The organism is Paenibacillus aurantius, assembly GCF_032268605.1.
In the GTDB taxonomy this organism is placed as follows: domain Bacteria; phylum Bacillota; class Bacilli; order Paenibacillales; family NBRC-103111; genus Paenibacillus_AO; species Paenibacillus_AO aurantius.
Map to the genome: position 1 here is coordinate 5,268,324 of NZ_CP130318.1, position 20,521 is coordinate 5,288,844.

Sequence of the window (20,521 nt, forward strand, 5' to 3'; positions counted from 1 at the left end):
ATGGAACTGGAAGTGAAACCCATCCCAGTGCCTTATCCGGTAACATTATTAGTGAGAAAACCTTCATTTGCAAATAAGGCACCCCAAATATGGGATGCATCCGTATCCTCCCCAGTTCCCGCTTTCCCCCGTTTCTATCCTGATTAACCCTTTCCTGTTTATGGGTATGAACTACTAAGTTAGCGATTAGAAAGGCGGGACGGGATTGTTCAAACAAAAGGTCTGCATCCGGCAGCAGGAACGCAAGGATTGTGCGCCGGCCTGCCTGGCCACCATCGCCCGGTATTACGGAAGCAAGCTGCCGTTAACCATCTTGCGGGAAGCGTGCGGCACCGATCCAACCGGAACCAACGCCCTCGGCCTCGTCCGGGCGGCGGAATCCATCGGCTTCGAGGCGCAGGCGGTAAAGGGTGAGAGGGACTCCCTTCTGGAGCCGTTCCCGCTGCCGGCCATCGCCCATGTCGTCATCGACAAGGCCGTTCTTCACTATGTGGTCCTCTATGAAGTGAGCGAGGAGAAGGTTCAAGTGGCCGACCCGGCGGAGGGCATGCGTACGTTTTCCACGAAGGATTTTCTGGACATTTGGACCGGTGTCCTGATTCTGCTGGAGCCCGGAACCGAATTCAAGCCGGTTTCCATGGGAAGCAGCCCGATCAAGCGGTTCCTCCCTCTTCTTAATCAGAACAAGCGTCTGCTGCTTCCGATCGTGGCTGCTTCTATCGTGGTGACGGGCATCGGCATAGCAGGGGCCTACTACTTCCAGTACCTGCTGGACGGGCTCCTCGGTTCCCAGCAGATGGGCACCCTCGGGCTGATCTCCACCGTGCTGATCGTCCTCTACCTCGTGCAGACGGCGCTGGATTACGGACGGAACCATCTCTTTCTGCGGATGGCCCAGCGAATCGACCGCCGGCTCGTGATGGACTATTACCATCATGTGATGCGCATGCCCCTCGGCTTCTTCAGCGCCCGCAAGGCCGGGGACATTACCTCCCGGCTCACGGACGCCGCCCACGTGAGGGACGCCCTCTCCGAGGCTTCCTTGACGCTGGCCGTGGACACGCTCACCATCGGCATCGCCGCGTTCGTGCTCTATTACCAGAACCCGCTTCTATTCGGGATTACGCTCCTGCTCGTTCCGCTGTATGCGATCATCCTGACGGGCTTCCGCAAAGCCTTCGACCGGTACAACCGGCAGATTATGGCGGACCAGGCGGAGCTCACCTCTTATGTGATCGAATCCGTGAAAGGAATCGAAACGGTGAAGGCGGCCACCGCCGGGAACGAGGTCGGGGAAACCGCCGACCGGAAGTATGATGCGTTTCTCGCGAGCACCCTGACGTACGGAAAAGCGAGCAACCAGCAGGCGGCTCTGAAAAACAGCCTTCAGCTCGTAAGCGGGGTAGTTCTCCTGTGGATTGGTGCCAGGGAGGTGGCCAGAGGTACGCTGACGGCAGGCCAGCTCATCACCTTCAACGTGCTGCTGGCGTATTTCCTCACTCCTCTCCAGCGCTTGATCGACCTCCAGCCGGTGCTTCAATCCGCGTATGTGGCCGCCTCCAGGCTTGGGGAAATCATGGACCTGGAGCCGGAGCGGAAAGCCGAGCCGGACGGACGACCGGCGGGGGCCGACCTCCGCGGAGATGTCGTCTTCCGCGGCCTGTCCTTCCGGTACGGCAGCAAGCCGCTCACGCTGGACGGCCTCGACCTGACCGTGAAGCAGGGAACGGCGACCGCCATTGTCGGGCCGAGCGGCTCGGGGAAGAGCAGCCTGCTTAAGCTGCTCCTGCGTTTCTACGAGCCGGAGGGAGGCGCTATCTCGATTGGCGGCCGGGCCTTGGACGAGATCGGCACCGAGGGGCTAAGGGCCCGGACGGCTTATGTCGCGCAGGACTCGTTCTTTTTCCACGGGTCGGTCTACGATAATCTCTGTCTCGGGCTAAAGACGAAGCCAGGGCTCGAAGAGGTGGTCGAGGTATGCCGCCTGACGCAAATTCATGAGGATATCGCGGCGCTGCCTCTTCATTACGAAACCGTGCTGGAGGAGAACGGAGCCAGTCTGTCCGGCGGCCAGCGCCAGCGGCTCGCCCTCGCCCGGGCGCTGCTGCGCAAGCCCCAGCTTCTGCTGCTCGATGAAGCGACGAGCAGCCTGGACACCGTGACCGAGCAGGCGATTGCCCGGCTGATCGGCCGGCTGGAGGGCGTCACGACGATTCTCGTTTCACACCGGCTGCGTATGGTCCAGTCCTGCGACCAGATCTGTGTCTTGAAGAACGGGCGGATCGTGGAATGCGGGGAGCATGACGCCCTGCTGGCCCAAAGCGGCGTCTATGCCGACCTTTGGGAGAGCCAGTAGCTGCGTGGATGACTGGCAAAAAGCCGTTTCCTGGTGCCTTCGGGCATCAAGAAACGGCTTTTTTAGGGAGGGTGTATATTTAAAAGTTGTTCAATAAATTCTTCAATTCGATTGCGGCTAGATTCATCAACAAGAATCATGTCACTTCCCTATATGATTTTACCAATAGAACAAGTCGATTGTTATTCACTCACCACCATCGTTTACTATCTCTTATCTCGATCCTTAATCCAGTCCCAAAATGTTTTTCCACAATGCAACGGAACAGAAATAGTATCGTCTGGAATGAGTTTTCTTCTCTTTTCCAAAAACATTTCTTACTATGTAGCATCTGTATTTCATTCGTGAAATTTAAGGTCTGTTTTAATTGCATATCATAAACATTAACACTTAGCATTTCACATAGTGATTTGCAAAGTGCAATGGTTTTCTCATAAGTTTCAATAGGATTACTAACAGCAAATCTGATTGAAATCTCCTCAATACTACGTTCTGAAAACTCCCCACAATTAATCTCAATTTCAATTAAGCAATTACTATCGTTTAGAGAATAGTATCATGGAGGACTTTGATAGGTATATAAGTCTAGCGGTACATAAGGACTGACATTCTTTACAGAGGTTTTATTTCAACAGTTTCAAGAAATGAATTACCCACAACAACTCCGCCTACAATATCCAACAAATTTTCACCATATTCATCTGGCGTTCTCATTGCTATTTTTTTATCTATCAGATTTTTTCCATTAAAATACATCCTCTTACCGACAACAATTTATCAGCAAATATACGTTCGCATGAAAAAAACCTCCTGCTTGAGAGGGGGGAAGGAGTTTTTTCATTTTTCATAACGTACTAAACCGCAGCTCATAAAAATACTGTACACTTGGATGCTTGAACTTCATCTTCTCGGTCATGTTTAAAATTCGCTTTTTTCCAACTCGTCTGTCCAGCAAAGCTAAAATATTCAATAAGATATCATGGCTCTCTATGCTTTCCTCTATAGAAATAGATAAAAACTTATTAGCTACAACGACAAAATTTGATTTACTTAATGCTGATTGTGCTAACAAAAGCTCTTTTGCATATTCTGATTTTTTTCTATTTCTTGCCATTACTTCTAGACGATCCTCCGGAACCATCCCCTTGGTATCTTTTCTGACCGCTTCCATTTCATCATTGTTGATAGGAATTTGGATATCGGAATCATTCTTAATTTCTAACTCCGTCTCATACCATCTGATTAAGGTAGTTTTATCACTCATATTGAGTACGTTCTTTTTATCTACTGCAATATAACATTGTCCTGCTTTATCAGGTAAATATCGGTAACTGGTTGCACGGTATTCAACCCTTCCATATAACGCAGGACAGAGAAAACTCTCCAGATGTTGCTTCAATTTGCTCCAGGACATGTAATCCTCCTATGTGCCCATCTTAAAAACACATTTTTTTGTTTCTGTAGGTTTATCAGGCTATATGTTTCGCAAAGGTTCCTATTTGCTCACAATCTAGCGAATTGGTTGATCCTCGATGCCTGATCATTCTATAATTGCATAATCATATTATCAGGTTTAATTTATTTTTTTTTGCAAACAAATCGTGTTTATCTATTATTCAAATATTCATGTGCTATCTTTCTGCATACATCTTTAGGATCATGATCCGTATCTATTAAATATTTAATAAATATATCTTCAACTTCCGTACTGTCTATTGACGCCAAATAGCGAAATGCTTCCTCAAGTAGTACCTTCCAATTCGCATCATTGATTATTCGTTTGGCAAGTTCAATCGCTCTCTTAGGTTCTTGCAGTTCTAGTTTCTTAAAAATCATCTCTAACTCAAATTCTGCTTCCTCATCCCGCCTACCCATAACATCATGAACGCGTTCATCCGAAACATCTCCCGCCATATCCGAAAACGCGATTGATAAATAGTCAGGATAGATCCTCTTACCAAAATCATTTTCTGTGGTAGCTGTCTCATGTATCCATACGCACTGACAAGCACTAAGGAGCTCCTCAACCTCTTGAGTCTCAAGTTTCCATTTTCTCGAATCCATTATCTTTTTCAGATATTTATAAATCCTCTCAGGTTTACTAAATAAGTTAAAATCATATATTTCACCGCCAGCATAAATCTTATCTGGCTTTTTGTCTTGATTGAAACCCAATCCCGTTACTTTTACTATGGTTAAACAATCGATACTTTTATTTTCTATATAAGCTGCGGTTGCTCTATGATGTCCGTCTAATAATGTGCTCATGAACCCTTCGTAGTAATAAGCAAGCCCTGTCATGCTTTTACCGTGATTTAATTGATCTACGTAATGACTTACCCTTTCTTTATTTAAACAAGCAATACTTTGAGAGGGAAGAAGGAATTTGGGAGTACCAGAACTAATATGAAACTTATAATATACATCCGCTGTTGCCTTGTAGAGCTTCTTTGAACTGGGTAAATTCCAGAAAAAATTACCTTCTCCATCAGTGGGAATCATCTCGATGCGGGTTAACAAGTAGTACCCGTCTTCTAAGATTGATAGCATAGGTTTTATATTTTCAAAAGCAACCTTGATATCATTACCTACATTTTGTGAATGTTTAATGGTGTCAATTAAGCTTTGATTGACGTTCTCCCTGCCTAAACCCATACTTAAAACCTTAGCACATGTTGGACAGTACAACTCTTCACCGTAGCTGTTTATCAATGGTTTATTATCTAGCAACAAAAACCCATAGGTATCACCACTTTTATCCGTTCCGTACTTAGTGGTCAATTTCCCTGTCCCTTTGTTAACCCTGAAAAGAAGGGCATCATTCCCCCATCTATTATGCCTACCAGGCATTAGGGCTTCGTACTCTATAGGCTCCGATAAATTAAAGAATTTCACTTTATCACCCCTGAGCAATTTCACCCTATTTCTTATATTGTAAATTATTTACTGACTCCTGCAAAACAATGTCCCGCTCCGAGGTAAGCAGAGCGATGAGGGCCCCCCGTCAGCCCCCTTGCAGGGCATATTCATACAAGGCCGTAGGGTAGCGCCCGAACAGAAGGCGTTCGCCTGCCTTCCGGAACCCGGCGTACTCATAGAAGCGGCAGAGCTGGGGCCGGTCGGCGGCGCAATCGAGGCGGAGGAACGCTTTGTCCCGTCTTACCGCCTCCCGAATGGCCCAGCGAATCATTTCAACGGAGAGCCCGGTCCCGGCATAGGGCCTTCTCACGCAAAGCTTATGCAGGTAAAGGGAAGGACACCCGTCCGCATCGGCCCACGCCAGTTGATCCTGCTCCTGAAGGATCATGACGGCGGCGGGCTCCTTCCCCACGCTCCCCAAATAGAGCTCCTCCCTGCGGCAGGAAGCGAGCAGAGCGGTCAAGGAGACCTGCCGCTCCGACCACATCTCCTGCCCCCGGGCTCGTATCCATTCCGCTCCCTCCCGCAGAATGGATACGAAGAGCTCGAGCTCTTCGTCAGCCGGGTTCTTAACCTCTAAGTCAATCATTTTTTTGACTTAAACTTAAGCATTGTTTTTTGAGCAGCATGATTTGTCCTATATGATAGGCATTATGAATACATAAATTTGAGACTGCTCCCCACCATGGAGCATGGAAATAGGAGGGGATTTCCGTTAGCAGTTTAAGCTCCGTGCTTTCCTCAAGTGCCTTATTCCAGCTATCAAAAACGGTTTCCAGTCTCTGCAAAGTCTTCTTCCACTCCAGCTCATTGAGGGGATGCGGATTTACATAAAACGTATCGTCATTGTTTATGGGACTACTCCGGTCAACTAATTCCGTGTTATATCTTTCGAGCCATTTCTCATTCCAAAAAATTAGATGATTCACGATCGACCAAATGGATTGTTTGCTTTCATTCTCCCAAGCAGCTTGGCTTGCTTTTAAATCCATTAGAATCTCATGAAGAGGAAGAAACCAGCTCTTATCGTGATAACAAGCGTTCCATTGATCCAACAGAACAGATTTTATATTCATACCAATCACTCCCTTCTCAAGTTAGTTCTCGGTTCATCCGGATAACGTCAGATCGGATGCCCGTCTGACGGAGCGGGCTATTCCTCCGGCCGGTCATAATTCCGCCGGATGACCAGATGGACAACCTCCTCGAGGCCCCGTTCCAGCGCTTCCCAAATCCCCTCCGGATAGAGCGGTCTTTCCTTAAGCTCTTTAAGGGTTCGCCACGTTAACTGAATATCCGGGTGCTCCTTATGCGTGAGCGCCCCGCGGATGGCCGATTCCTCCACGGCGGCCCAATGCAGGACGGTGCAGTCGTGCCGCTGCCGACCGTCGAACTCCACCAGGCTCTCATTCAGGCACACCAGCGGGCCGACCTGAACGGGCAGGTCGAACTCCTCCAGAAGCTCCCGGCGAATGGCTTCCGCCGCGGTTTCCCCGAATTCCACGCCGCCGCCGGGAAAGCGGTAGAAGCTCTCCTCCCGGTCGCATTGGACCAAGTACGCTTCCCCGTCCGACCGCCGGATAATCGCTTCCGCTCTAAGCAGGGGACGATGCATCTGATTTCCTCCTCTTCGGATGTCCTTCCGTTACCGGTTACCGTATTTCTCCGCCGCTTCCACGGTGTGCTTAAGGAGTGTGGCGATCGTCACCGGGCCCACCCCGGCCGGCACAGGGGTAATGGCGGAGGCCTTCCCTAGGCAAGCCTCATAGTCCACATCCCCCACGTTGCCGGGGTTATATCCCGCATCCAGCACCACCGCCCCCGGCTTGAGCCAATCTCCCTGTACGAACCGGGGGCGGCCTACGGCCGCTACGACAATGTCGGCCAGGCGGACGAGGTCCGGGAGTCCCCGAGTGCGGGAGTGGCACGTGGTGACCGTTGCGTTCTCATTCAGCAGCATAGCGGATACCGGCTTGCCCAGAATGGGGCTCCGGCCAATGACGACCGCATGCTTGCCCTCCGCCTCGATCCGGTAATGCTTCATAATGGCCAGAATGGCCGCCGGGGTACAGGACGGGAAATCCGCCAGGCCAAAGGCCGTCCGCGCATAGCCAAGCGTCGTCACGCCGTCCACGTCCTTCTCGATGGAGATGGCCTCGAAGGCCTCCCTCTCGTCGATCGAAGCCGGCACCGGATGCTGCAGGAGGATGCCATGCACGGCCGGGTCCTCGTTAAGCTCCCGAATCGTCTCCACGAGCTCCTCCGTGGTCGTGTTCTCCGGAAGCACGACCCGCCTTGAGCCGATGCCGAGCCTCCGGCAGGCGTTCCCTTTCATTCTCACATACGTGGCCGACGACGGATCGCTGCCGACCAATACGGTGGCCAGGCAGGGGACGATTCCTTTTTCCCCCAGAGCCTGAATTCGTTCCTTTAGTGTCTCCTTGATGCTTTCGGCCACTTTGGTGCCGTCCAGCAGGAGTGCGTTGTTGGGCATGGTCTTCCTCCATCCTTTCCACCGATAGAATAAAAACACAAAGAGGCAAGGGATAGTCCCTTACCTCTGCCCAGGCGATCGGCGTGATAAGCAGGTGCTCCCCCGTGGTTCTCCACGTTTCGCCAGTTACACCTGCCAGATATTCCCTCTATTGTAACCCGAACATCCTCTTCCTTCAAGCGCCGTTTTGGCTTACCGCCTGCAGACGGAACATCACGCCGAGGAAATCCCCTTTCAGCACGGGAAGGGGGATCCCGACGTACATCAGATGATCGCCTCCATAAACCGCCCCTGACTCCAGTTCCATATAATCAAGGTTCGGGTCGAGGCCTTTCAGCTTCAGGCGCTTGATCGCCGGGGCCGCTTCCGACAGCGTCTCGAAATAGAAGGCCGCCGCCTCCTGCCGGTCCGCGGAGACGAACATCCAGGCCGTTTCGTTCCCTTCGAACGGATTGCGGAGCCGGTAGTGATCCCCGAATTGGACAAGCGGGCGGATCTGCTTGTACAGCTCAATCTGGCTGCGGATTTCCGTCTTGTCGTCCTCCGTCAGCCGGGTCAGGTCCAGCTCGTAGCCCAGGTTGCCCGACATGGCGACATACCCGCGCGTCTTGAGTGGCGTGATCCGCCCCACCTGATGATTCGGTACCGCGGAGACATGCGCTCCCATCGTGACGGGCGGATACACCAGGCTCGTCCCGTACTGCACCTTCAGGCGCATGACCGCATCCGAGTTGTCGCTCGTCCACACCTGCGGCATGTAATGGAGCAGGCCGGGATCGAAGCGCCCGCCTCCGGCAGCGCAGCTCTCGAACAGTACGTCCGGGAAGGCCGAGGTGATCCGCTCCAGCACATCATACAAGCCGAGCATGTACCGGTGGGCCGTTTCCCTCTGCCGGTCGGGCGGCAGCAAGGCGGAGCCGATTTCGGTCATGTTGCGGTTCATGTCCCACTTGACATAGCGGATCGGGGCACTGGAGAGCACTTGGCCGACGGTATCGACAATATAGTCCCGCACGTCGGCCCGGGAGTAATCCAACACGAGCTGGTTTCTCGACGTGGTCCGGGACCGGTCCGGGACGTGAAGACACCAGTCCGGGTGACTCCGGTACAGCTCGCTGTCCGGGGAGATCATCTCCGGCTCGAACCACAGCCCGAAAGCAAGCCCGTTCGCCGAGATCCGTTCGGCCAGATGCTCCAGGCCTTCGGGCAGCTTGTTCCGGTCGACGAACCAGTCCCCCAAGGAGGACTTGTCGTTATCCCTCCGCCCGAACCATCCGTCATCCAGAACGAACAGCTCAATGCCGATCTCTCCGCCCACCTTCGCGATCTGCCCCAGCTTGTCCGCATTGAAATCGAAATAGGTCGCTTCCCAGTTGTTAACCAGTACGGGCCTTTCCCGGTCGCGGTGGGTTCCCCGGCACAGGCGTTCCCGGTACAGCCGGTGATAAGTCCGCGACATGCCTCCCAGGCCCCGGTCGGAATAGACCAGCACCGTTTCCGGCGTCTGAAAGGACTCCCCGGGCTCCAGCAGCCAGCTGAAATCGAACGGGTTGATTCCGAGTGATACCCGGGTGGTGCCGAACTGCTCCACCTCCGCGCTTGCCAGGAAGCTGCCGCTGTAAACGAGGCTGAACCCGTACACGTCCCCGCTATCCTCATCCGCCCCTTTGGAGAGCAGCGCCATAAACGGATTCTGCTGGTGTCCGCTTGCCCCTCTCCGGCTTTCGATGGACTGGGTTCCGGGAACGAGCGCGCGCCGGTGAAGATGCCGTTCCCGCAGGACGGCGCCCGAGAGCTGCAGCAGGTCGTAGTCGGAGGAGGACATATCCACGCTCATGCTCATGGTCCGAAGCAGCTTCAGCCGCCCGGGGCCCTCGTGGGCGAAGCGGACGCTGCGGGTGATGGCGTCATAGTGCTCGAAGACCGTATAGGTCAAGATGACCTTCAGCCCGATGACTTCATCCGCCAACTCGATCTCGAGCGTCTCGGCTTCTTCCGGAGCCTCGGCGTAAGTAGCCGGCAGCCCCTCCAGCTTCGGCTTGCCATTCAGCAGGCGGTGGGCCCGGTATTTCAAATCGGTCACCGTCGAGCCGTTTTCGAGCTGAACCTGAAAAGCGGGGAGCCGGAAATCCCCCGCGCCGTAGCCCGGATACTCCTGCGGGATTGTGTCCGGCGAGTAGGTTTTGTCGGTTACGTCGGGAGTAGGGGACGCGGCGGAGCGGGCCCTAAGCTGCAGAATCCGGTCCAGCCCCGTCGGGCGGATCCTTTTGCCCCAATACAAATGAGCGAGGGTTCCCCATTTCGTGACTTGAAAAAGATAGCTGGAAGATTTCGTCTGCAGATGATAAATGTTTGCTTTTCCGTCAAAGTGCACAGCCAAGTCGGACTCTCTCCTTCTCTCTCTGTTTTCTCTGTCTTTCGCTAACCCATTCGCTATCGAAAGGGATATTCCTGCGAACAACGGCTATTATCCATCCAGCCTGCTGTCCGGAGAGCCGCCGGCTACGGAATCCGTCCCAGCCGTCTCCGCTTCAATCCGGCTCTGAAGCAACGTAAGCGTCTGCCGGAAGACAGCCAGCTCTTCCCCGCTTAAGTCACGGGAAACAAGCCGATTGACTTTATCGGGGATCGGCTGAAGCCTCTCGATGAGCCCCATGCCTTCCTCCGTGAGAAAAACCAGAAAGGAACGCCGGTCCTCAGGGTTAACCTGCCGGCGGACGGCCCCTCTCCGTTCGAGGCTGTCGAGGGTTCGGGTTATGCTGGTTTTGTCCTTATCGGCCATGACGGACAGGTCCTTCTGGGAAACCCCGTTCGTTTCCTGCACATGCTTCAGCACATTCCATTGCTCGGGCGTGATGTCATAGGGCTTCAGGTGAATGGACATGAGATACTGCAGCTTGCGGTTGACCCGGTACAGATGCAGGGCCAGCTGTTCCGAAGGGTGTTTCTTCATGGGTTTCGTTCTCCTGGTTCTTGATTAAAGATTTTGTTTTCACTATGACGGCTTCTGGAACGGTTTGTCAAGCATCCCAAAACAAGGGTGGCGGTGACCGAAAAAAGAGAGCCGCCCGCGACGGCCCTCCTCCGCTTGTCTCTTATTCCACGATGAGCTTGCCTTTCATCTCGGCATGTCCGGCTCCGCAAACGACCGAGCAGTGGAATTCGAATGTCCCGGCTTTGTCCGCCGTGAATTCGGCCGAGCCCGGCTGCTTCAAGTCGACATTGAACTCGGGGATAGCCAATCCGTGCATGCCCTCCTTGTTGTCGAGCGTGATCTTCACCTTCTGCCCTTTCTTCACGCGGATTTCGCTTGGCTCGAACTTGAAGTTGGAGGCGGCAACGGTTATTTCCTTCGTCCCGCCGGAATCGCCTCCGGAGGAGCTTCCTCCGCTTCCCGAGGAACCGCCGGCGTTATCCTTGCTCCCGCAGGCCGCGAGTACCGAGACGACGAGAATGATCAGAATGCTTGTCAGCCAGAATCGTTTGGTCATGAGAATCCCTCCATTGGTGTAGGTCTTAGGTGACGGTCTTCTTCTCCTCTTCCCCGTCTTCCTTCAAATCCTCGACAATGCCCTTGGTCGAATTCTTGAATTCGCGCAAGGTATCGCCGAAAGCCCGCCCCAGCTGGGGCAGCTTGGCCGGTCCGAATACGACGAGAGCAATGACCAGGATGATAATCAGTCCGGGCAATCCGATGTTGTTCAGCATCCTTTTCTCCTCCTTTTTCCTTGCTATAGGGCGGCGGCAGCCTGCATCCGCCGGTAATACCAGCCGGCGACAATCACGCTCAGCTCGAACAGAAGAATGAGCGGTACCGTAACCGAAAGATGGGAGACGAAATCGGGCGGGGAAATGCAGGCCCCCACCACCGCTAGACCGAGATAGGCGTATTTGCGCGTCATTTTGAGCCGGGCCGGGGTCAGCAGACCGAGCCGGGTAAGGAAGATAACGGCCACCGGCATTTCAAAGGCGATTCCCATCGGGAAGATGACGTTGAACAGAAAGGAAAAATACCGGTCGATGCCGTACCGCTCCGTCGCCCCGATGCTCACGTTCACGTTCTTCATAAAGTCCACCATCATTGGAAAGACGATGTAGTAGCTGAACGCCAGGCCCGCCACGAACAGGACGAAGGAGATCGGGATATAAACGGCCGTCCCCCGGGCCTCCTCCTCCGTAAGGCCCGGCTTGACGAAGGACCATACGTGGTAGAAGGCCACCGGCAGCGTGCACAGCACGGCAAAGAGGAACGCGCACTTCATGTAAATGAACATCCCGTCCGTCAGCGAGAAGACGTTCCACTCCACATCGGCCGCCGGCGGCGAGTGTTTAATATACAGAAGAATGGATCGCGACATATACAGCCCGGCGGCCATGGCCGCAAGAAACCAGAGAATGACGACAATGAGCCGCTTGCGGAGCTCCGTCAGGTGGCGAATTATTTCCTTGTCTTTGTCCATCCTCCCCCTCCTTCCTGCCTGGGGTTATACGAGCATGCCGGGCTGCTTCGCATATTTGGCGATTCCTTCGGCCGCCCGGTAAGAGAGCGCCCCTACCGTGCCCGTCGGGTTGTACCCGCTGTTATGAGGGAAGGCGGAAGCCCCGACGACGAACAGATTCTCCGCATCCCAAGCCTGCAGGTAGCTGTTCACGACGGAGGTCCCGGGATCCGCCCCCATAATGGCGCCCCCCGTATTGTGGGTGGACTGGTACGGAACGATGCTGTACGGCCCCAGCTCGCCCGACACCTCCATGTGGGTCGGCTTCATTTCCTTCATCACTTCCCCCGCCTTCTCCGCCATAAACTTTACAAGCTGGCGGTCCTGCTCCTCGAAATCGAAGGTCAGCCGGATAAGCGGATTGCCGTAGGCGTCCTTGTAGGTCGGGTCCAGGTCCAGGTAATGCTGCTGCCACGGGAGGCTGGCCCCCTGCGAGCCGACCGTCAGGTAACGGTTCACATATTTCAGGGACTGCTTCTTGAATTCCGCTCCCCATTTGGGCGTCCCTTTCGGAACGGTGTTGTTCTGGATCGGACGGAGGCCGGTTTGGGAAATGCGGATGCCGCCGCCGTGAAGAAAGTTGAGATTGGAATGGTCGAAGTTATCCCCGTTAAAGTCGTCGAACTCCATCCCAAGAGCCCCGGCTCCCATATACGTGTTGAATTCCCGGTCGTCGTAGAACCCGACCGCCTTGCCCGCCTGGGCCTGGTAGCAGTAGTTTTTGCCCACCGCGCCTTGCCCGCTGGATGGATCATAGGCCTTGCCGATCTTGGATTGCAGCAGAAGCCGGACGTTGTTGAACACATAGCTGGCGAGAACAACTATATCCGCCGGCTGCTGAAACTCCTCGCCCGACTGGGTATCCACATAGACGACACCCGTCGCTTTCTTCCCGTCGTACAGAACCTTCGTCACGTTCGCATAATAACGGACCTCCAGGTTGCCGGTCTTTTCGGCTACAGGAAGCACCGTCACCACCGCATCCGCCTTAGCCCCGTATTCGCAGCCGAAGCGCTCGCAGTAGCCGCAGTACTGGCATTGGGCGCGCTCGATGCCGTCCGGGTTCTTGTAGGGCTCCGACAAGTTCGCCGAAGGCATCATGTACGGATGGTAGCCGAGCTTCTTCGAGGCGTCCTCGAACATTTTCAGAATCGGGGACTTCTTCATAGGCGGCGTTGGAAAAGGGTTCGCGCGCTTCCCGACCATCGGGTTCTGTTCCTTCTCCCCGGAAATCCCGGCTATCTTCTCGAATTTGTCGTAATACGGCTCCAGCTCATCGTAGGTGACGCCCCAATCCTGCAGAGTCATGCCCTGCGGAATTTTGCTTTGGCCGTAGCGCTCTACCGTCTTGGAACGGATCTCGAAGTCATACGGCAGAAAACGGAACGTCTGGCCGTTCCAGTGAACCCCCGCTCCCCCGAGGCCTTCCCCAATAAGAAAAGAGCCCAGCGAGCGCATAGGAAGCGCCGTCTGTTTGCTGTTGTTGCGGAAGGTCAAGGTCTCCTTGGACAGATCCTGCATAAGCTCGTACCGCAGCGCATAGCGGAGCTCGTCATGAACGAGATAATAATCCTCCGTGCTGCGTTTCTTCCCGCGTTCGAGCCCCACCACCTTGATTCCCTGCTTGGTTAACTCGGACGCGATAATGCCTCCGGCCCATCCCATTCCGACGATGACGACCGGTACCTTAGGCAGCGTTTTGGCCACTCTGTTCCCTCCCTATCGTTATGTAACCTTACATCATGCTGTGAAGGCTGACCGGATCGTACTTGATGAACTTGTCCTTCTCAATGTCGTTGATATAGCTCATCTTGGCCCCGGGGTAGCTCCGCATTCTCCATCCCTGCATGTCCGCGTTGCCGCTGTACATAGGGTCGGCGTATACTCCCTCAAGCGTGAGCTGGCGGAGCAGACTGAAGAAAGTCGCGCTGCTCGCGAGACCGGACACCTTCACCTCGCCGCCCTTCTCGAACACCTTCAGCACCTCATCCTGCTCGACGCTCTCTAGCGCCTGGAACGACTTGTTGTATTTCTTCATGGAATAGTCCCTCAACGCCCCAAGGCCGGCGAGAAAAAGGTCGTTCCGCTTCAGCCGGGCCTGGTAGCCCTGGGTTTCTTCTCCCGGCTGGAAAGGCCCCATCATGTACTCCCTGGCGTTCACGCCCCACTGGCCGGCCAGCTGATGGTCGATATAGTACGCGACGCCAAGCTCCTTCGCCCCGGGTCCGGCATCGTCCTTTGGAAAAATGCGCTCGGCCGCCGCCTCCGTGATCTGAAAGGCCTCCTGGGTGAAAAACATAAGGGCCTGCTGGTAGGGGCCCTTGTTCGCTTCTTTCTGCGGCGGCGTCGTCTTCGGCTTGTCCTTCACCGTATCGCCGATGATTCCGGCGAGCACGCCCCCTGCCATGAGGCCGCCCAGAGCAACACCGGAGTTTAGCAGGAACCGCCTTCTGGACTCATCCTGCGGCTTGGATTTGGGATCAACCGGCAATGGACTCCCTCCTTTAACGGATTATTAAACATGCGAATAGTAAGCATGCTTACTAATGAGTAACCTTAATACTTATTAGTGAAACAGCCGGAACGAAAAGAGCCGCCGTAATGAAGCCACGGCGGCTGGTGGATGCGAAGCTTGGATAGGGGAACGGTTACCGGCGCCCTTTCCGCTTGAGCGCGCCTAACCCTAGAACAGCGAGAGCCGCGCCTGCCGCCGTCGCCAGCCACCGGAGCTTGCCCCAAATGGTCTCTCCCCATACCGGGGACCCGGAATCGGGCTTCTGGACGGTCACGTTCCGCTGCGCCGCAAAGCTCTGCAGCCGTTCCTCCAGCGAAGCCGTCTCCCCGTGAGGAAGTCCGACCATGACCTGGCCGTTCCGTACGGGAGAGGCCGTTCTCCACTGGGGCTCGAGCAGGCGAAGCCTCGGCGGAACGTCCGCCAGGAAGAACACATAGGCTTCGCCCGTCTTGAATCTCATGGAGAAATCCGGACAGGAGTACGGGGGGGCCGGCCGGCTGTCCTCCGTTCGCGGCAGATGAACCAGGCGCGGCGCGGGGCCCGGTCCCGCATAGGAGATCACCTGGAGGATGGCGGCGCGGCGGTCCGAATGGACGGCCGTCACCTTGCCGTAAACCATCGCCTTCGCCCGGTATGCCTCCTCGAAGGTCCAAGGGGCCGGGGAGCAGGCATAGGCGGGCGCTTGGTTTAATATGATGCCTAGAAGAAGCCCGGCCGGAACGAGCCATCGGAGCCGAATCTTTTTCATCCCACTCTTCCCCTTTCGGAGAGAAAAAATCATTCCAACGATTCTAGCCGTTGCCGCGTCCGGCGGGCTCCCTCATACTGGAGATATCCGCATCTCCCAAGCCAAAAGGAGGTTGGTTCCCATGACCGCTTACGAGAAGCCGGCTTTGTCCCTCCCGGAGGCAGAGCGTTTCCTGGAGGATCATTATTCCGCTCCGGTAGAGAAAGTCACTCCTGTCGACGGCGGCAACTTGAGCCGGGTTTTCTTCTTCGACATCGGCGGAGAAGGCCGTGTTCTCCGGTTCTCGGATCTTCCCCAGGGCTTCGCCCTGCAACACGTGATGTCGGAGCGCCTGCGCTCCCAAGGCGTGAACTACCAGCGCTTTCTCGAGTACGGCACCTTCGGGACCTTGACCTATTCCATCGCCGAGCGGATCGAGGGCACGATGCTCATTAACGCGCCGGAGGGCGTCCAGCGCGATCTCCTGCCCGCCGTCGCGGAGCGGATTACCCGGCTTAACCGGGTGGAGATCGGGGATTCGCACGGCTACGGCTGGGTCCAGACGGACGGCAGCGGCTCCTACCCTACCTGGCGGGACTACCTCGTGGACTTCTTCGGAGACAACCAGACCGGAACATTCTGGGAGAATTGGACCGACCTCTTCCGTACCTCCGTGCTGGAGAGGGAGGTGTTCGACGAGTGCTACGCGCGCCTGATGGCCTACAGCAAATACAACGAGCCGTACCGCTTCCTCGTGCATAACGACTCCCACCCGTGGAATCTCCTGACCGACGGCCGGACCCTCACCGGCCTGCTGGACGGCAACTTTATTTACGGCGACTTCCTGATCGATCTGACCATTGTCGAGCGCAGCCTGCCCTCCCTGCCGGTGACCGCAACGTTTCGGGCCGAATACGAGAAGCAGGGGCTCCTCCTGCCGGATTTTGAAGAGCGGCTCATCGGCGCCCATTATTACAAGGGACTGGACGGCCTGCGGTTTTTTGCCAAAATGGGCTGGACGCCCGCTTACGAGCACACCCGGGATTACTTGCTGTCACTTGTTAAAGGATAACCCCAAAAGACCCTCTTCCCTTAGGGAGGAGGGCCTTTTCTTTGATCCGGGAACTCCCTCACGATCCCGGCAGTTCCCCGTATTCCTTCTTCAGAATGTCCTTCAGCCGGCTGGCCCGGGCTTCGCTGATCCGGTAAGTGGTCCCCGTGTCGGGAAGTTTCATCAAGGTTCCCGTTCCATAACGTTCGTCCACCCAGAGGTAGTACAGCCGGCCGCCGCCTAACGTGAAGAGGTTAGGGTGGGACCGCCATATCCGCCTTCCCCGGCTGCTTACGGGCGAACCGGACGGCATAGGCGAAGGTCCTTACCTTCTCGCGGTCCGTGATGACCCGTTCCGTATCCGGCTGAGCCTCTCCGAACCTGACCATCTTCTCTACCACGACCCGTTCCGGGATCCGGAACAGGAAGAAGGCGGCCACGGCCAAGCCCAGGCCCGCTATCACCAGCAGGGTCACAACCAAGCGTCGGTTGGATGGCTCGATCGGCTTTCACTCCCTTCGTATGGGGTTAGGACGGGTGTGTGCAGAATAACCCGCGTCCCGCCAGGGTTTTTCCCTTCGGAGAATATATCCCTTAAGACGTTACCCGGCTTCGAAAGGTTGCGAAGGTCAGGCGGGGACAGCAAAGAACCGGCCACAGGGCCGGAGGCTCCGTTGCCGGTTACTTGTAGATTTCCTTAATAATGTCCTCGATGTTCGGTTCCTTCAGCTGCAAATCCACCACGGTGTTATGCCGGGTCAGCAAAGTCACGGCTTCGCCTGCCGGGATCCGGTCCTCGCGGAAGAGAATTTGTTTACGCGGCCCTTCCTCGTGCAGGAGGACCAGACGCTCATCGGCAAGAACAAGGGGCTGGTCACCCGCCAGCTCAACGGATAGGAGGTGGCCGGGGCTGAAGGTATGCTTGAACTCTGTAAGAGCCCCATCGTACAGGATGCTTCCCTGGTTGATCAGGACGATTCGGTTGCAGATCTGTTCAATGTCGTCCATATCGTGTGTGGTCAGAATGACCGTCGTTCCCTTCTCCTTGTTCACTTCCCGGATAAAAGAGCGGATGCGGCTCTTGGCGATGACATCGAGGCCAATGGTCGGTTCGTCCAGATAGACGATCTTCGGATCATGCAGCAGGGCGACCGCCAGATCCGCCCGCATTTTCTGGCCCAGGCTGAGCTGCCGGACCGGACGGTCCAGAAATTCCTGCATCGCGAGAAGCTCGATATAGAAATCGACGTTGCGGCGGAAGACGGCGTCATCAATTTTGTACATTTTACGGTACAGGTCAAAGGTATCCCTCATGGGAAGATCCCAGTACAGCTGGGAGCGCTGGCCGAAGACAACCCCAATGTCCCGGGCGTTCTCCTTCCTCTGCCGATAAGGAACCCGCCCCGCCACCTGAACACTCCCGGAAGTAGGCGTCAAGATGCCCGCCAACAGCTTGATGGTGGTTGATTTGCCCGCTCCATTCGGTCCGATATAGCCCACGAGTTCGCCTTCCCGGATCGACAGGTTGATTTCCTTCAAGGCCTGCTTGGTGTCATACTCCCGCGACACAAGCGATTTTACCGTATTCCAAAAGCCTTCCTGCCTCTTGACGATTTGAAAGCTTTTGGACAAGTTCTTCAATTCAATCAAAGCCATCCTGGCTGCCTCCTACGAACCCGTACTGCGGTATCGGGTAATGCCAAACTTCCAGAACGCGTAGGCGCCCAGGAACAGAACGATGCCGACCAGCGGCGTTAGAAGCGGAACCCCCGGCTGCAACACCCCTTCTCCCGCCTTTCCCAACAGATGCTGGGCCGGGTAGAAGTTAATAAAGGCGAAGGGAAGGACCAGCGTAAGAAGGATCTGAATGGTCCAGTGGTAGGCCGTTAGCGGGTACCGCACGAATTCCTTCAAATCGAAAACCAGGCTCACCAGACTGTTATTCTGAACCATCCAGAAAGCGGGAACCGACGTGAAAATGAAAAGGGACGCTTGAATCAGAGCCCCTCCGAGCAGGGTGAGAACCAGGAATAAGAGGTTGCCCGGGTCCATGGAAAGCTCCAGCTTGCGGATGCAAACCATCATGACCGTCAAGGCCACTCCCAAATTACTGAAGTACCCGGTGCTGAACTCGCGGCTTAGCAAATAAAGAAACGGATTAAGCGGTTTGGTCAGAATTTCATCGAACTCCCCTGTCTGGATGCGGCGGGGCAGGTAGGTAAAGGGATGATAGAAGAAAAATCCGGCAAGCGCATAAGAGGCCAAATTCAAGCCGTACAGCAGAAGCACTTCATAAGGCCCCCATCCCGCTATCGATTGAAACCGGTCCACCAGAATCCAGATGAGGCAAACTTCCACGGTCCACAGGGACGCCTTGGACAAGGTTATGATCCAGAAGGGGCCGCGGAACTGCGCCATGCCTTTTAGCTTCATCTTTACGAACTGCCCGTATAGCGGAAAATAGTCCATCTCCCCTTCACCCTCCGAAAACGTCGATATGAGTTTGAGCCCTTCTCCACATCCATTTCTCCAAGCCGAGCAGCAGGAGCATCCAAACCAGCTGACCGCCGATGATTAAGCCTGCTTCCGTTAGGGTCTTTTTGCCGAGGTAAATGGCGATTGGCTGAAACGAAACCAGGTGAAAAGGAAGCAGCAGGCTGATCTTGTACAGCGGCTCGGGATAGAACCACAATGGCACGAAGGATCCGGCAAAAAGACTGATGACGGCACCGGTGATGAAGTTGATGAAGAACGCCGTTTTGAGCCAGATCGCCAGGAGGCCGAACAAGTAGTTGATTTGATTCATGAGGGCGATGCCAAGCAGGAGGCTGATGACGAACAGCGGAAACCGAAACGGCTCCCCCGGTACGGCGAACCCCCACAACAAAGCCGCGGCAGCCGCAGCCGGGAGCGTGGAGAAGAGAAAGCCGAATACATTCTCTCCGATTTGATCGGCCAGGAAATAGCCTTTCAACGTGATGGGGCGGATCAGATCCAGGCTGATGGCTCCGTTCTCCACCCGCTCCCCGATCTTCTGGCCGATTCTCGACCGGATTAGCGACTGGATGGCCATGTTCAGAACGAGAAATTGGAGCATGTTCTCGTAGGTGATGCCGTTCACTTCCGTCTTCCCCGCATACAAAGCCTTCCAGACGCTGATCAGAATAAGAAGGCCGAGAAAGGAGCTGACGATCATCATGTAGGCATTCAGTCGGTAAATGAACCGCTGCCGAAACGCTTGCTTGGCGAATTCCAAATAGATGGACATTGACGTTATTTCCTTCCCATAGGCCCGATCTGTAAAACTATACCATTATCATACCTGTATTTAGTTAAACTTGAAATACCTTTCTTTTCACAATTCCTTTTTCATAGAAAAAGCACCCGGCCTCGGGGCCGAATGCTCCTTATTCCCAATGCTTTTCCAAAGCTTCTTGGCTCGGGACGAACCCATGCCGCTCATAGAAAGCCCCGCTCGCCTCGCTCGGCCACAGCACGAGGAACTCGACCTCATGCTCCTTCGACCACCCTTCCATCGCCTGGTGAATTTGACCGCCGAGTCCCCGGCTCCGGTAGCCGGGCCGCGTGTAGACATTGGTCACGTACCCGAAATACGGATCGGGGCTTTTGCCGGGGCGCGGAACCTTATGGATGAGCTGCAGGTACATATGGGAGACGAGCCTCCCTTCCGCCTCTGCCACCCAGATGAACCAGTTCCCGCTGCCCAGCGCTTTCTCTAGAAACCCGGTGCAGGTGCGGAGAAATTCCTCCCGGTCCAGCCCCTGCGTTCCGGTCTCCTCCACGGAGTAGTCCCAGCGCATCTGCGCGAGCGCGTCGATATCGTTCGGATCAGCCAATCGGATGACGGCCATAGTCGGCTCCTTCCTGTATTCACGGCGGACGCAGGGCCTTATCCGCAAATGAAGTTCTGCTTTCCTATTGATTTTCGTGCGCATACGG

General features: G+C 55.1%; 23 protein-coding genes and 1 riboswitch. Of the genes, 2 read left to right on the top strand and 21 right to left on the bottom strand.

The window, feature by feature from the left end; genetic code table 11:
- The first annotated feature begins 205 nt into the window (after positions 1-205).
- A complete protein-coding gene (locus tag MJA45_RS23785; RefSeq protein ID WP_315604381.1) occupies positions 206-2,356 on the top strand; it encodes a peptidase domain-containing ABC transporter in 2,151 nt (716 codons plus the stop codon).
- A gap of 612 nt (positions 2,357-2,968) precedes the next feature.
- Here the strand turns inward: MJA45_RS23785 and MJA45_RS23790 are convergent.
- From MJA45_RS23790 to MJA45_RS23860, 15 genes are all read right to left on the bottom strand, one after another.
- Positions 2,969-3,112 carry a hypothetical protein gene (locus tag MJA45_RS23790; RefSeq protein WP_315604382.1) on the bottom strand — a complete coding sequence of 48 codons (144 nt, stop codon included), beginning with the start codon at positions 3,110-3,112 and terminating at the stop codon, positions 2,969-2,971.
- 88 nt (positions 3,113-3,200) lie between these two features.
- Complete coding sequence (locus MJA45_RS23795; RefSeq protein WP_315604383.1) at positions 3,201-3,770, bottom strand: SF0329 family protein; 570 nt, start codon at positions 3,768-3,770, stop codon at positions 3,201-3,203.
- A gap of 191 nt (positions 3,771-3,961) precedes the next feature.
- Positions 3,962-5,251, bottom strand: coding sequence for a hypothetical protein (locus MJA45_RS23800; RefSeq protein ID WP_315604384.1), 1,290 nt, complete (start codon positions 5,249-5,251; stop codon positions 3,962-3,964).
- A gap of 109 nt (positions 5,252-5,360) precedes the next feature.
- Positions 5,361-5,864: a GNAT family N-acetyltransferase gene (locus tag MJA45_RS23805; protein WP_315604385.1), complete on the bottom strand. Its 504-nt coding sequence runs from the start codon at positions 5,862-5,864 to the stop codon at positions 5,361-5,363.
- Positions 5,857-6,351 carry a DinB family protein gene (locus tag MJA45_RS23810; protein WP_315604386.1) on the bottom strand — a complete coding sequence of 165 codons (495 nt, stop codon included), beginning with the start codon at positions 6,349-6,351 and terminating at the stop codon, positions 5,857-5,859. Before MJA45_RS23810 ends, MJA45_RS23805 begins: the two co-directional genes overlap by 8 nt.
- A gap of 77 nt (positions 6,352-6,428) precedes the next feature.
- Positions 6,429-6,890: an NUDIX domain-containing protein gene (locus tag MJA45_RS23815; RefSeq protein WP_315604387.1), complete on the bottom strand. Its 462-nt coding sequence runs from the start codon at positions 6,888-6,890 to the stop codon at positions 6,429-6,431.
- A gap of 30 nt (positions 6,891-6,920) precedes the next feature.
- A complete protein-coding gene (locus MJA45_RS23820) occupies positions 6,921-7,769 on the bottom strand; it encodes a bifunctional 5,10-methylenetetrahydrofolate dehydrogenase/5,10-methenyltetrahydrofolate cyclohydrolase (RefSeq protein ID WP_315604388.1) in 849 nt (282 codons plus the stop codon).
- A gap of 61 nt (positions 7,770-7,830) precedes the next feature.
- Positions 7,831-7,909: riboswitch (ZMP/ZTP riboswitch) on the bottom strand.
- A 35-nt stretch (positions 7,910-7,944) separates the two neighbouring features.
- Positions 7,945-10,149 carry an alpha-galactosidase gene (locus MJA45_RS23825; protein WP_315604389.1) on the bottom strand — a complete coding sequence of 735 codons (2,205 nt, stop codon included), beginning with the start codon at positions 10,147-10,149 and terminating at the stop codon, positions 7,945-7,947.
- An 87-nt stretch (positions 10,150-10,236) separates the two neighbouring features.
- On the bottom strand, positions 10,237-10,722 hold the full coding sequence (locus MJA45_RS23830; RefSeq protein ID WP_315604390.1) for a MarR family winged helix-turn-helix transcriptional regulator: 486 nt from the start codon (positions 10,720-10,722) through the stop codon (positions 10,237-10,239).
- A gap of 142 nt (positions 10,723-10,864) precedes the next feature.
- Entirely contained in the window at positions 10,865-11,260 is a 396-nt protein-coding gene (locus MJA45_RS23835) for a cupredoxin domain-containing protein (protein WP_315604391.1), read from the bottom strand.
- Positions 11,261-11,285: 25 nt separating this feature from the next.
- The gene (locus MJA45_RS23840; protein ID WP_315604392.1) at positions 11,286-11,477 is read right to left on the bottom strand and encodes a twin-arginine translocase TatA/TatE family subunit; all 192 of its coding nucleotides are present in this window, start codon (positions 11,475-11,477) and stop codon (positions 11,286-11,288) included.
- A 23-nt stretch (positions 11,478-11,500) separates the two neighbouring features.
- Positions 11,501-12,229 (bottom strand): twin-arginine translocase subunit TatC, encoded by a 729-nt coding sequence (gene tatC, locus MJA45_RS23845; RefSeq protein ID WP_315604393.1) that lies wholly within the window; start codon positions 12,227-12,229, stop codon positions 11,501-11,503.
- Between the two features lie 24 nt (positions 12,230-12,253).
- Entirely contained in the window at positions 12,254-13,975 is a 1,722-nt protein-coding gene (locus MJA45_RS23850; protein WP_315604394.1) for a GMC family oxidoreductase, read from the bottom strand.
- A 28-nt stretch (positions 13,976-14,003) separates the two neighbouring features.
- A complete protein-coding gene (locus MJA45_RS23855) occupies positions 14,004-14,759 on the bottom strand; it encodes a gluconate 2-dehydrogenase subunit 3 family protein (RefSeq protein WP_315604395.1) in 756 nt (251 codons plus the stop codon).
- 157 nt (positions 14,760-14,916) lie between these two features.
- Entirely contained in the window at positions 14,917-15,531 is a 615-nt protein-coding gene (locus tag MJA45_RS23860; protein WP_315604396.1) for a hypothetical protein, read from the bottom strand.
- Between the two features lie 121 nt (positions 15,532-15,652).
- Between MJA45_RS23860 and MJA45_RS23865 the strand changes: the two genes are divergently transcribed.
- Entirely contained in the window at positions 15,653-16,582 is a 930-nt protein-coding gene (locus MJA45_RS23865; RefSeq protein WP_315604397.1) for a phosphotransferase family protein, read from the top strand.
- Positions 16,583-16,640: 58 nt separating this feature from the next.
- On the opposite strand, the gene MJA45_RS23870 is transcribed toward MJA45_RS23865, so the two are convergent.
- The 6 genes from MJA45_RS23870 to MJA45_RS23895 all read right to left on the bottom strand — a co-directional run bounded on the left by MJA45_RS23870 (position 16,641) and on the right by MJA45_RS23895 (position 20,433).
- Complete coding sequence (locus MJA45_RS23870; protein ID WP_315604398.1) at positions 16,641-16,775, bottom strand: hypothetical protein; 135 nt, start codon at positions 16,773-16,775, stop codon at positions 16,641-16,643.
- A gap of 40 nt (positions 16,776-16,815) precedes the next feature.
- Positions 16,816-17,037, bottom strand: a complete 222-nt coding sequence (locus MJA45_RS23875; RefSeq protein ID WP_315604399.1) for a hypothetical protein — start codon at positions 17,035-17,037, stop codon at positions 16,816-16,818.
- A gap of 205 nt (positions 17,038-17,242) precedes the next feature.
- The gene (locus MJA45_RS23880; RefSeq protein ID WP_315604400.1) at positions 17,243-18,217 is read right to left on the bottom strand and encodes an ABC transporter ATP-binding protein; all 975 of its coding nucleotides are present in this window, start codon (positions 18,215-18,217) and stop codon (positions 17,243-17,245) included.
- Between the two features lie 12 nt (positions 18,218-18,229).
- Positions 18,230-19,030, bottom strand: coding sequence for an ABC transporter permease (locus MJA45_RS23885; protein WP_315604401.1), 801 nt, complete (start codon positions 19,028-19,030; stop codon positions 18,230-18,232).
- 7 nt (positions 19,031-19,037) lie between these two features.
- Positions 19,038-19,829 (bottom strand): ABC transporter permease, encoded by a 792-nt coding sequence (locus MJA45_RS23890; RefSeq protein ID WP_315604402.1) that lies wholly within the window; start codon positions 19,827-19,829, stop codon positions 19,038-19,040.
- A 139-nt stretch (positions 19,830-19,968) separates the two neighbouring features.
- Positions 19,969-20,433, bottom strand: a complete 465-nt coding sequence (locus tag MJA45_RS23895; RefSeq protein ID WP_315604403.1) for a GNAT family N-acetyltransferase — start codon at positions 20,431-20,433, stop codon at positions 19,969-19,971.
- Positions 20,434-20,521: the final 88 nt, after the last annotated feature.